11 protein-coding genes and 1 other annotated feature (1 of these 12 running past the window's edge) are annotated in these 12,660 nt (G+C 42.6%); of the genes, 10 read left to right on the plus strand and 1 reads right to left on the minus strand.

Translation table 11 applies throughout. The annotated features are described in order from the left end of the window. Positions 1–122 (plus strand) — a binding site (T-box leader); it begins 105 nt to the left of the window's first position. Positions 123–185: 63 nt separating this feature from the next. From leuS to BLU58_RS13570, 5 genes are all read left to right on the plus strand, one after another. Then, complete coding sequence (gene leuS / locus BLU58_RS13555) at positions 186–2,648, plus strand: leucine--tRNA ligase (RefSeq protein WP_093292949.1); 2,463 nt, start codon at positions 186–188, stop codon at positions 2,646–2,648. Positions 2,649–2,787: 139 nt separating this feature from the next. Continuing rightward, positions 2,788–3,474, plus strand: a complete 687-nt coding sequence (locus BLU58_RS13560) for a response regulator transcription factor (RefSeq protein ID WP_093292951.1) — start codon at positions 2,788–2,790, stop codon at positions 3,472–3,474. Continuing rightward, positions 3,471–4,820 carry a HAMP domain-containing sensor histidine kinase gene (locus BLU58_RS13565; RefSeq protein ID WP_093292953.1) on the plus strand — a complete coding sequence of 450 codons (1,350 nt, stop codon included), beginning with the start codon at positions 3,471–3,473 and terminating at the stop codon, positions 4,818–4,820. The genes BLU58_RS13560 and BLU58_RS13565 overlap by 4 nt, the downstream gene beginning before the upstream one ends. A gap of 152 nt (positions 4,821–4,972) precedes the next feature. Then, entirely contained in the window at positions 4,973–5,233 is a 261-nt protein-coding gene (locus tag BLU58_RS16155; RefSeq protein WP_143123794.1) for a hypothetical protein, read from the plus strand. A 73-nt stretch (positions 5,234–5,306) separates the two neighbouring features. Beyond that, on the plus strand, positions 5,307–5,939 hold the full coding sequence (locus BLU58_RS13570) for a helix-hairpin-helix domain-containing protein (protein ID WP_176786686.1): 633 nt from the start codon (positions 5,307–5,309) through the stop codon (positions 5,937–5,939). 51 nt (positions 5,940–5,990) lie between these two features. Here BLU58_RS13570 and BLU58_RS13575 read toward each other — a convergent pair whose 3' ends face one another. Continuing rightward, positions 5,991–7,181: an ornithine--oxo-acid transaminase gene (locus BLU58_RS13575; protein WP_093292957.1), complete on the minus strand. Its 1,191-nt coding sequence runs from the start codon at positions 7,179–7,181 to the stop codon at positions 5,991–5,993. 218 nt (positions 7,182–7,399) lie between these two features. Between BLU58_RS13575 and BLU58_RS13580 the strand changes: the two genes are divergently transcribed. Genes BLU58_RS13580 through BLU58_RS13600 form a run of 5 tightly spaced genes read left to right on the plus strand, consistent with a single transcriptional unit; the run spans position 7,400 to position 12,659 of the window. Continuing rightward, positions 7,400–9,814, plus strand: a complete 2,415-nt coding sequence (locus tag BLU58_RS13580) for a DNA internalization-related competence protein ComEC/Rec2 (RefSeq protein WP_093292959.1) — start codon at positions 7,400–7,402, stop codon at positions 9,812–9,814. Position 9,815: 1 nt separating this feature from the next. Next, positions 9,816–10,376 (plus strand): RNA polymerase sigma factor, encoded by a 561-nt coding sequence (locus BLU58_RS13585; protein WP_176786687.1) that lies wholly within the window; start codon positions 9,816–9,818, stop codon positions 10,374–10,376. After that, the gene (locus BLU58_RS13590; RefSeq protein WP_093292963.1) at positions 10,355–10,981 is read left to right on the plus strand and encodes an anti-sigma factor; all 627 of its coding nucleotides are present in this window, start codon (positions 10,355–10,357) and stop codon (positions 10,979–10,981) included. Before BLU58_RS13585 ends, BLU58_RS13590 begins: the two co-directional genes overlap by 22 nt. A gap of 26 nt (positions 10,982–11,007) precedes the next feature. After that, a complete protein-coding gene (gene holA / locus BLU58_RS13595) occupies positions 11,008–12,021 on the plus strand; it encodes a DNA polymerase III subunit delta (RefSeq protein WP_093292965.1) in 1,014 nt (337 codons plus the stop codon). A gap of 41 nt (positions 12,022–12,062) precedes the next feature. Then, positions 12,063–12,659 carry a hypothetical protein gene (locus BLU58_RS13600; RefSeq protein ID WP_093292967.1) on the plus strand — a complete coding sequence of 199 codons (597 nt, stop codon included), beginning with the start codon at positions 12,063–12,065 and terminating at the stop codon, positions 12,657–12,659. Position 12,660 lies beyond the last annotated feature (1 nt).

The raw sequence follows: 12,660 nt of genomic DNA on the forward strand, positions 1-12,660 counted from the left end.
ATAAGTGAACCTTAGTAACTTATAGCGTTTTGTCCGCGTTAAGGATAAATGAAGTGAGGATTGTTTTAGTAATCCTAACTAGGGTGGTACCGCGAGAAGAGAACAAACCTCTCGTCCCTAGCTTGATCAAGCTAGGGACGAGAGGTTTTTTAGTGTAGAAACAGTTTATGAAGGAGGATGTAAAAATGGAGTACATAGCAAAAGAGATTGAGCCGAAGTGGCAGGGGCTTTGGAAAGAGATACAGTTATATAAAACAGATGAGGATTTATCTAAGCCGAAGTATTATGCTTTAGAGCAATTTCCGTACCCTTCGGGGGAAGGCCTTCACATGGGACATATGCGGGTTTATTCGATTGGCGATGTAGTGGCCCGTTTTCGTCGCATGAACGGGTACCGTGTTTTGCATCCTATGGGAGCGGATGCTTTTGGTTTACCAGCGGAAAATGCCGCTATTGAACGAGGTGTAAATCCAAGAGAGCTAACGATCCGCAATATGGAGAAAATCAGACATGAGCAGGAATTAGTAGGTGTTTCCTATGATTGGGATCGTTATCTAGGTTCCTGCTTACCGGATTACTATCAGTTTACACAATGGTTATTCTTGCTGTTTTACGAGAAGGGCTTGGCTTACCGCAAAAAAGCATCTGTTAACTGGTGTCCAAAATGTGCGACTGTACTTGCAAATGAGCAAGTGGAGGATGGTTGCTGTTGGCGTTGTGATTCAGAAGTGACGAAGAAAGATTTAGAGCAATGGTTCTTACGTATCACAGACTACTCTGATCGTCTGATAGAAGGATTAGATCGTCTTCCAAAGTGGCCTGAACGGGTACGAACGATGCAACGAAATTGGATTGGAAAAAGCGAAGGAACGCATGTTACGTTTACCATTCCTGAATTGAATGAGGAGCTAGTTACAGTATTTACAACACGAGCTGACACTTTATACGGTGTGTCGTATATCGTGCTTGCTCCGGAACATCCGTTAGTAGAGAAATTGATAACAGGAAAGCCACAAGAGACGGAGATTCAAGACTTTGCTCAGCAGATGAAGAAGGCTACGGAAATCGAGCGTACCTCTACAGATGCAGAAAAAACTGGGTACTTTACAGGGTCTTATGCGATTCATCCACTAACAGGGCAACAAGTGCCGATTTGGGTGGCCAATTATGTGTTGATGGATTATGGGACTGGGGCAGTCATGGGTGTACCTGCACATGATGAGCGCGATTTTTCGTTTGCGAAGAAGTATGATCTGCCGATTCAAGTGGTGATTGGGCCGGTAGAGGGTCAATTGGAACTTCCTTTAGAGGTGGCATTTACGGAAGATGGCGTGTTAGTGAATTCTGACCGATTTGATGGAATGGCGAATCGTGATGCGATCAAGGCGATTGCCGACCATTTAGAAGAAACATCATTAGGCGGGTCGACTGTAAATTATCGTTTGCGTGATTGGTTGATCTCCCGTCAACGTTACTGGGGGACACCGATCCCGATTGTATACTGTGATGATTGTGGAACAGTCCCGATTCCAAAAGAACAATTGCCCGTTGTGTTGCCAGAAGATGTTGTATTCGACGGGAAACGCAATCCACTAACCACGTCCGAGACATTTGCATATACGGCTTGTCCGAACTGCGGTCATGAGAAAGCCCGACGTGAAACCGATACGATGGATACGTTCATGGATTCATCATGGTACTATTTACGGTTTACTGATTCGGCTAATGAAATGCTTCCTTTTGACTCGAAAAAGGCAAATGAATGGATGGGCGTTGACGAGTATATTGGCGGTATTGAACATGCGGTACTCCACTTGCTGTATTCTCGCTTTTTTACCAAAGTATTATTTGATGCGGGGATGGTTGATCAGGATGAGCCGTTCCATAGCTTGTTAACACAGGGGATGGTTTTAAAAGGTGGCTTCAAGATGTCGAAATCCAAGGGGAATGGAGTTAGCCCGTTGGAAATCATCGATAAATATGGTGCTGACACCGCTCGCCTCTTTATCCTGTTTGCTGCCCCACCTGAGCGCGACTTGGAGTGGAGTGATAGCGGGGTAGAAGGTAGTTATCGTTTCTTGAACCGTGTGTGGCGTCTGGTTGTCCAGCATCTTGATTTGTTTAAGCAAGAGTTGCCGATTTCTCCTGAGCTGAGCAGTTCAGCAAAAGAACTGCGCCGTTTGCTACATGCGACGATTCAGAAGGTAACGCATGAGATTGGAGAACGGAGCCATTTTAATACAGCTGTTAGTTCGATTATGGAGCTTGTAAATGGCATTAACGCATATCCAGCCGATGCCGATCGTGTTGTATTGAAGGAGTCTCTGGAGTCCTTGGTGGTCTTGCTGGCCCCGTTTGTTCCGCATATTACGGAAGAGTTATGGCATTTGATTGGACATCGTGATAGTGTGCATCTAGCTACATGGCCGAAAGCGGATGAATCGGCACTCGTGCAAGATGAGGTCGAGATTGTCGTTCAGATCAATGGAAAAATGCGTGGCAAGATTGTAGTTCCAGCTGGAGCGGATCGTGCAGAGATTGAGAAACAAGCGATGGGGCAACAGGCGATTCAGACGTGGTTGGAAGAAACAGTGGTACGAAAAGTGATAGTGGTGCCTGGGAAATTGATTAATATTGTAGCCAATTAACAACAATAGACCTAGAGGGATTTCTTCTAGGTCTATTTTATGAGTCTAGTGAATGACAACTCTTGGTAAAAGGTTCACCATAAATCCACCAAATTTACTTTGTACAATGAGGTTATGAATAATAAAGGATGTGTTTCTCATGCAACATTCTCTTTTAGTTGTTGATGATGAACAAAAGGTACTCGATATTATCTGTCCGTACTTAGAGCAAGAAGGGTTTCGCGTCTCTTCCGCCACGACTGGAAATGAGGCGATTCGAAAAGTAGAGGAGATTAAGCCTGATTTAGTAGTGCTAGATTGGATGCTTCCAGAGAAGAGTGGACTTGATATTTGCCGGGAAATTCGTGGGATTTCTGGAATTGCTGTGATTATGCTGACAGCGAAAACAGAGGAGATGGACCGGGTATTAGGCTTAGAGATGGGCGCCGATGATTATATGACGAAGCCATTTAGTTTGCGGGAGCTTTCTGCACGAATTCGCTCTGTTCTTCGGCGTGTAAGTAGCAAAAAATCAGATGAAGAAGTTCTACAACGTGGAGACCTGCTTATTGATGTGGAAAAAGTGCGTGTGTGGAAGAATGAAGAAGAGGTTTTCTTAACGGCTGGAGAATTTCAAATCCTATATACACTGGCTAAACGCCCGGGAGTGGTTTATAGTCGACTTCAATTATTACAAGCAACGACAGGGGACGCCTACATCAACTACGAACGAAGTATTGATAGTCATGTCAGCCACTTGCGTAAAAAAATTGGTGACGGAGAGAGCGGTGTCCGCTATATTCAAACGGTCCATGGTTTAGGCTATCGTTTCCGAGAAGATCGATGAAAGTTAGGACAAAGCTACTCGTTTCGTTATTCGTTCTCATCGTCTTTATGGGAACGGTTTATTATGGGATCTCCTATCTATATTCGAAAAATTTGTTTTCCCAGTATGTGCAGGAGAGTCAGAAGGAGTACGCGAGGCAACTTGCCAACTACTATAAGAAGAATGAATCATGGGCGGGCATTGAAAATTACATCAATAAAAAGCTTTTAGGTGAGAAGCAAAAAAGTTCATCTGAATGGGTTCGTGATATTAAAATTTATGATGCCCACGATCATTTGTTGGTTTCGGAAAATGTGCCAAACCGTTCGGTGGAGGGGAAAATACAAACAGATCAATATCCGATTCTCTATGAAGGGACACAAGTCGGGGTTGTAGAGATTACAGGAACGACACCACTCGGTCTTTTAATGGCGGAACAGCAGGTATTTCGTACGATCTCATTTGGGACGCTGACTGGAATCGTATGTACTTCCATTATTGCTTTGTTACTCGGAGCTTGGATCACCAAAATCTTCACGAGACCTCTTGGGACGATTTTGCAAGGGATTCAAAGGGTGAAAGATGGAGACCTGCAAACGCAATTAAAGCTGGATACGCAGGATGAATTTGGAGAGGTAGCCAATTCATTTGATCTGATGACACAAAAGCTATATAAAACGGAGCAGGCTAGGACTCATCTTGTGGCGGATGTGGCACATGAGCTTCGAACTCCGTTAACGATTATTCAAGGGCAGCTTGAGTTGATCCAGCAAGGAATTAAGCCGGCTGAGCCTTCTACTTTGCTACCGATTCAGGATGAAGTGGCTCGTTTAACACGGCTGGTTCAAGATTTGCATCAGTTATCGTTGGCAGAAGTAGGAAAGCTACCATTGGAGAAAAAGAAGGTATCATTGCGCCAATTACTGGAGCAGATTACCAGTATGTATCAATTTGAAGCAGAAGAGCGGAAGATCCAATTACGGTTTGAAACAGAGATCGACGATGCGTCATCATATGTGCAGATCGATCCAAATCGGATTACGCAAGTGATTGTAAACCTATTATCGAATGCGTTTGCTTATACCCCAGAAGAAGGGAAAATCCTCGTCACGTTAGAGAAATCCATAGTAGGCGGTCTTCTCATGAGGGTTATGGATACGGGCTCGGGTATTGATCCGGAACATCTTCCTTATTTATTTGATCGCTTTTATCGAGCGGATACGAATCGATCTAGACAAGAGGGTGGTACGGGTCTTGGACTTGCGATTGCAAAGGAATTTGTAGAGGCGCATGGTGGTACGATTACGGTAGCTAGCGAGAAGGGTAGAGGAACTTGCTTTAAGATTCATGTTCCCATAAAGGGATAAGTCGATCCTAGTAGACATGGCTCTACTGGGGTTCTTTATTTTTTAAAAATTGAAACAAAAACAATCTTTTGGTAGTATAAGGAAAGAAGTTGTCTAGCTTTCTCTTTATCTGTACGTTCATATATCACATTTTTGCGAAAGAGTGGGTAAATATGTCCGAGATAAAGTTTTGGTATGACGAGTCGATTGAGCGCCTTATCATCCTTAACTTAGATAACCAGAAGCGAGTGGTGTACCGTAGTAAGAAGAGGATTGAAAAATTCCTCAGCACATATGATCTAGCTCTATCTAATTGCAAAGGCGTATTTCTGGATGTGGACCGGGTAGGTGTGTTTAAGGATGGGGAACGAGAATTTTCGCCGTTTAGATGGCTTAGAAAAAAAGATCATACGGTTAGTGAATCGATTGAATAAAGAATGCAGGACAAGCCTTTGCAGGGTTTGTCTTTTTTTTGAGGAAATATATGGATATAGGAGGTTGGACGGAATGTTATCCAGATGGACGGATCGAGAGAAAAAGCTGGTAGTAGCATTAAGTGTAGTGGTTTTGTGCTTGTTGGCAGTTCTTCTGTTTAGAGGAGAGGGGTGGCTGAGTGCAGAAGGTCCTCCTGTGAAAAATGTAGAGAAATCTCAAGATTGGCTTGATCAAAACGAGAAAATGGCATTGGTTCCCCCAAAACGAGAAAGTGTACAGCTATTTGTTGTAGATGTAAAAGGTGCAGTCAAAAAGCCAGGGATTTATCAATTTAAAAAAGCAACTCGATTATATGAAGTGATTGAAACAGCGGGTGGAAGTACGGATGAGGCAGATTTGAAAAAGGTAAACCTAGCTCAAGAAATCGCGGACGGATCGGTACTCTACATCCCTCGGAAGGGTGAAGAGAGTCAGCCGTTAGTAGGGCAAGCCGATTCAAGTGATCGAAATGGCAAGGTTGCGATTAATTCGGCGAGTAGCAAAGAATTAGAAGAATTACCGGGAGTGGGAGCGGCAAAAGCAGAAGCGATCATTCAATATCGAGAGAAAAACGGCCCTTTTAAACGAGTGGGAGATATTGCGAAGGTGCCAGGGATTGGAGAGAAGTTATTAGCACGCTTTAAGGATAAAATTACGGTGCCATAGAAAAGAAGCTCTCGCCATTTTGGTTTGGCAAGAGCTTCTTTAATAGGGGGACTAGGCCATGATTTTCCGTACTTTTTCTAATGCAAGGTCTAGTTCTTCCTTTGTAATCGTAAGCGGTGGTGCAAATCGGATTGTGTTATCATGAGTCTCTTTACAAAGAAGTCCTTCTGCCATCAATGCTTCGCAGTATGGACGAGCTTTTTCGTGGAGTTCCATGCCGATAAACAAGCCTTTTCCGCGTACTTCTTTTATGATTGGATTTTGAATTTTTTCCAGTTCTTGTTTAAAGTATTCGCCTAGCTCACGAGAATGCTTTGGAAGTTCATCCTCAGCTAGTACGTCTAGAGCAGCGATGGCAACAGCACAAGCGAGGGGGTTGCCACCGAAAGTAGAACCATGGGAGCCTGGCTCAAATACGCCGAGGATATCGGTGTTTGCCGCTACGGCAGAGATTGGCATGACACCACCGCCAAGCGCTTTCCCCATGATATACATATCTGGATGTACCTCTTCCCAATCACATGCAAATGCTTGTCCAGTACGCCCGAATCCAGTTTGGATCTCATCGGCTACAAATAATACGTTGTTTTCTTTACAGATTTCGAGAGCGGATTTTAGATAGCCAGCCGGAGGAACGATTACGCCTGCTTCCCCTTGAATCGGTTCTAAGATAAAGGCAGCCGTATTGGGAGTGATAGCGGCTTTTAAGGCTTCTAAATCTCCATAAGGTACAAGTTTAAAGCCAGGTGTGAGTGGACCAAATCCGCGTGTGTATTCAGGATTGGATGAGAGAGAGACAGTTGTTACCGTACGTCCGTGGAAGTTATCTTCACATACGATGATTTCTGCTTGATTATCTGGCACTTTCTTTACATCATAAGCCCAGCGACGAACGGCTTTGATAGCGGTTTCAACCGCTTCCGCACCTGTATTCATCGGTAGAATCATTTCTTTGCCTGTTAGCTCAGATAATTTTTCATAAAAAGTACCTAGTTGCGCATTGTGAAAGGCACGAGAAGTTAACGTGATTTGATCCGCTTGATCTTTTAATGCTTGAATTAAACGTGGATGGCGGTGTCCATGATTTAATGCAGAGTAAGCGGAAAGCATGTCCATATAACGATTTCCATCTGCATCTTCGACCCAAACTCCTTCACCGTGTGTGAGAACGATCGGAAGTGGATGGTAATTTCGTGCACCATATTTTTCAGTTAAATCGATTAGATCTTTATTCTTCGACATAATGAACCCCCTGTTCAGAATACTATTCCCCTATATTGTATGGAACTTACTTGCTAAGATCAATCAAATGTATGTTCACTCATAGGTGTGCATAAAGTTGAGGGTTTTTGTGTCTATTGGTGATGAAAAATGCATAAAAAGAATGTCAAAAGAAGGAAAAATTTAGGTAATAGAAGAAGAGGAATAGAGTAGAGATGATACAGAAAGTAGCGAAGTAGATGAATCGCCCTCTTGTCAAAGTGGCAATTGGCTGGTTGATGGGTGTTTTGTGTGTTGAGTTTACTGGCAGTCAGTGGCTTTTGTATACATGTGGATTTATAGCTGTTTTGGTTTCGAGAGTTCTTTTTATAACGAGTAAGGTTGGTCGCTCTTATTTGCTAATAGCCTTGACATGTACGGTAAGTGGATTCGTATATTCGTTTACCATGCTACAAAATGTTTCCAAACTTCCTATTCCTTTGGATGAAGATATTCATGTGATAGGCACCATCGAGTCAAAGCCAATTCGGGATGGTGACCAATTACGCTTTGATTTAAAACTATCACAAATACGGCATCAAAGTCAGTGGTTTTATACGAAGGAACGTATAAGAGTTGTCATCAAGATAGCATCATTTGAACAATGGAAGCAGTCTAAGCAAGTGCGAAGAGGATGGGTGATCCAATCTCCTCTTCAAATGGAGCGTCCTCCTCTACCTAGAAATCCTGGAGCATTTCACTATCGATACTATTTGCAACAACAATCGATCTTTTGGATTGGCAAAGCGACAGGCTTGCATAACCTCAAACAGATCGGAATAGAAAGCTCACTGATGACATGGATCGATCAAGCTCATCAATGGTTTAGTGATCAGATAGAGCATCTATATGCAGATACAGAGGTTCAGGGATTTATGAAAGGGCTTCTTCTTGGGGATCGCTATGATGTTCCGATGGAGTGGGAGGCTCAATATCAAGCTCTGGGTCTTGTACATATTCTCTCTATTTCAGGGTTTCATGTGAGTTTGCTGGTAGCAGCGATCTTTTGGATGCTTCGATATGTAGGCATTACCCGTGAGAAGTCGGCATGGCTGATCCTGAGCCTTCTACCTTTCTACGTATTGCTTACAGGAGCGGAGCCGCCGATTGTGAGGGCGGGTATCGTATCAGGAATGATGTGTCTCGCCATTGCTTGGCGAAAGGAGAAGGATATTCTCTCCTTTTTATGTCTTGCTGGGATGATGCAACTTTGTTTTGAACCACTTTTGATTTTTAATCCAGGTTTTCAACTTAGTTATGTGGTAACAGCTGCTTTAATCGTGGGTACAACCCCACTTGCCGAGCGCTTTCCATATGGATATGAGTGGCTTCGCTATACAGTTGCGGGAGCTAGTGTGGCACAGGCGGCTTCGTTCCCTTTGCTGGTTTATTATTTTCACGAAAGTTCTCTGTTTTCGCTGATGGCGAATGTGTTGTTTGCCCCTTTTTTTAGCGTAGTTGTCCTGCCAATAGGATATGGAGGCTTACTCGTTTCCTTCTTGGTATTTTCCGTGGGAGTCTGGCTTGCCCAAGGATTGACGTGGATGGTTCAAGTGAGTCAAAGCGGGATTGAATGGTTACAGCAGGTTGGTGGGCATCTGTTTTCATTTGCTCATCCGAATTGGATCTGGTTGCTCGTTTATATCCTATTGATGGTAGGAAGTTGGTGGACTTGGGTAAGTGTTCGCTATCTCTATTCTAAGATTCCATGGATGATTAGTGGCGTATGGGTTTGCTGGATTGGAGTGGGGGTTTATGGAAATGTATGGCCTGCTTCCTATCATGAAATTACCATGATTGATGTGGGACAAGGAGATGCCTTTTTCATTCGGACCAAGTCTGGAAAGTCTATTTTAATTGATGGTGGGGGTAGGCTATCCTATCCTCAAAAAGAGTGGCAGGAAAGGAGAGATCCTTTTGATGTAGGGGAAGATGTTGTGGTTCCGTTTCTCACATATCAAGGTGTGAACCAGATTGATCTACTTGTCTCCACACACGGTGATGCGGATCATCTGCAGGGATTAGGTGCTGTGGTTAGGCGCTTTTCGGTAGAAAAAGTGATTCGGAATCCATTACCTACTATCTCGAAACTGGAGAGGGATTGGATCAGGGAAGTAAGAGCGCGTGATATCCCGATTCATATGGTTCCTATGGGGCAGGTGTGGGAGATAGAGCCGGGTTTCTCGATTACCTTTCTCTATCCTGATTTACGTGATGAGGAATTATACGAAGGAACGTCCAATAATGCAGGGCTGGTACTCCTGTTTACAATCGATCAGAAACACATTTTATTTACAGGTGATATTGAAAAACATGCTGAAGAAAAACTTCTCCAGTCATGGAATCTACCAAAGATCGATATATATAAAGTAGCCCATCATGGTAGTAAGACTTCTAGTACAGAGGCATTTATTCATCAGATTCGGCCGCGATATGCGTTGGTTTCGACTGGAGAGAAGAATCTTTATGGCCATCCATCCCCTGAGGTGATCGGAAGATTACAAAAAGCAGGCACGAAAATCTATCGGACGGATCAGATGGGAGCGGTCACGATTCGCATTAATCAGGAAGAGGTTCGATTTTCATCCATGTTGCAAGAAAAAGGGAGAGAGTGATTTGATAGAGCAGTTTCAAAAGGCACAAGGTGGTTGTCGGAATTCGTTGAAGGATTTCTTACATCATTTAGAAGAGACTTTTTACCAAACTGCCTACTATGTTACAGAGAGGCAACAAGATGCGATGGATGCTACACAGAAGGCCTTGGTTTATGTATATAGACATGCTAAAGAGGTTCAAGTGAGCGATTTAGAAGGGAAACAAAAGGTGTGGGAACAAAAGTTAATTGTACAAGCGTGTTTTGATTTATCAAAGGAGCGCTCTAAAGTCGTTTCCATGTTGCCCCATCTTACAAGAGATAACCTAGTGAAAAAGCTCCCTGGAAATGTGAGCTTTGTTGCCAGTCTGAAGAGAGCCATATATGAACTACCTGAGCGTCCTCGTTTCATATTAGTTTTGCGCTACATTCAAAATCTGACGATTCAAGAGATCGCAGAAGTCTTAGGAATTTCAGTAGAATCTGTGAAGAAGCAACTATATCGTGCTCGTAAACAGCTACAAGAATGGTTGAGTGACTATCAAGAAGGAGGACTTTTCCAATGGCAAATCCACAAATCATAGATCTACTACAGAGGGATTTAGATCAGGAATTGACAAGTACAGACCAACAATATTTAGATGTATATCTTGCTAGCTCTCCTGAAGACGCTGCCATGGCAAGTCGATTCCAACAGTTAGTCTTCGAACTATCTAACTTATGTAAGGTAACCCCGGTGCTGCCGCTTACAGAGATGGTACTGGAACAAATGGAAGAAGAAGAGCGACAACAGCATAGGACACAGATTTTAAGGCGATGGAAGATAGCTAGTATCGGGATTGGTATTGTGGCCATATTGTTGACAGCAGTGATCGCCTTTATGCCGATAGGAACAACATCTTGGCCTATGAAAATCCTAGCGAATCCCCGTCTTTTTACAGAGAGTGTGAAGAAAGGTGGGATTCTTTCTCCTGATAAAGATTTAGTAGCATTATGGGACGAGAAAAATCAAATACAAGTCTATGATAAAAAGGGGAACGAAGCGATTCCCAAACAGAGCATGGTAAGTGCGAAAGATCCCAAGATAGAGTGGCTTAATAACGATCGATTCATCGTCAAATTTACCGATTCAGTAGGAGGAATTGTTACGTTTGAGTTTCCAGTAGAAACGAATGCTAAGAAACGATAAACTTAGGGGATGAAGAGGTGAATGGAATGGATCGCAAAATACTTCAAGACATCAAGAAAAACCAAATTCATCCTGTTTATTTTTTGTATGGAGAAGAGGAGTTTTTACTGGAAGAAACGTTAGACTGGATTAGGCAACAATTATGTGGGCGTAGTACAGGGGATCGGGAATGGAATGAGGTTGTTTTTGATCTGGACGAGACACCGATTCGGTCTGTGTTGCAAGAATTAGAGACTCCCTCTTTCTTTGGAGATCGTAGATGGATTATAGCAAGGAATGCCTCGTTTTTTGGTAACCATAAAAGTAAAGTGGAGCACGATATTGATTTATTCCTCGAATATATAAAGGATCCCCACCCAGATAATATATTGATTTTGACTTTGCCAGGGTCTTCCCTTGATAAACGAAAGAAAGTAGTGAAGCAGATAGAAAAAGTTGCTAAAATCTTAAAGTTTAACCCCTTAGAGGGGCAGGATTTACATAAATTTGTTGCAAAGAGGTTCCAATTGTTGCAAGTACAAGTTGATAGGGACGTGATCAATCGGTTAATTGAACTGGTTGGAAATCATCTAAGGCTTCTTGCTCAAGAATGTCAAAAAGTAGCTCTATTCGCAGGAAAACAGGGGATCGTCACGTCAGAGCAGGTTGACCAACTAGTGGTACGGACATTAGAGCAGGATGTATTCCGTCTAACAGATCAGATGGGGAAACATGATAAAGAAAGTGCGATCCAAATCTATCGTGATCTCGTCTTTCAAAAAGAAGATCCTATTAAAATATTGGCTTTGATTACAAGACAGCTTCGTATTATGTTACAAGGTAAACTACTAGCACAAACGGGAAAAAATGAAAAAGAGATAGCGAGTCTCTTAAAACTTCATCCTTATCCAGTGAAACTTGCTCTACAGAGGGGGCATGCGTATTCAGAAGAGCAACTTAAGACACTACTGGAACAGGCGATTGAAGCAGATCAAGCGATTAAATCGAATCGAATCATTGATAAAGAATTTGCTGTAGAGCGCTTACTCCTTAGAATGTGATAAAATGAACATGTTAAATTATGAGAAGGGACAAACTACTTATGGAAGATACACAACTTCGTTCCCTGCGACGAAAAGAGCTATTATATACAAATATCCTCTTTATTGTTTATGCTGTAGTCATATTTGGACTTATCTTGGGTCGAGCTTCTACCCCTTTCGTTTATACGGTATTAGCCGTCATTTTTGCAATCTCACCGCTTAGTATGATAGTGTTTCACAGGTCAAATGTTCTCTATCTCATGTTTCCGGGCATGAATGAACTTCTCTGTTATGAGAAGGAGAAACTTGGAGATCAATGGTTACGGTATCAATTATCAAACGTATATTTGCAAGTGGCAGTCTCACTATTTTTTTTGATCCAAGCTATCATTCGTCCCGCTCATCCATTTGTTAATGGTTTACCTCTTTGGTATTTTCTCGTGGTTCCGGCTGTTTTGTGGACTTTAGGAAACCTAAATATTCGAAGCCAAGCTCGTAGGATTGATCGATCAGACTATGAGCAGTTAAAGATTTATACAGGTGATCGCGTTTTATTTACTTCTATTTTTTCGATTGTGGCACTAGTAATAACAGGTGTGGTATTTGTGGCTTATAAGATATTAGAGAAATCTTGGTCGCATATTGGTCCATTTTAGA

The organism is Thermoactinomyces sp. DSM 45892 (genome assembly GCF_900107305.1).
Taxonomy (GTDB): domain Bacteria; phylum Bacillota; class Bacilli; order Thermoactinomycetales; family Thermoactinomycetaceae; genus Baia.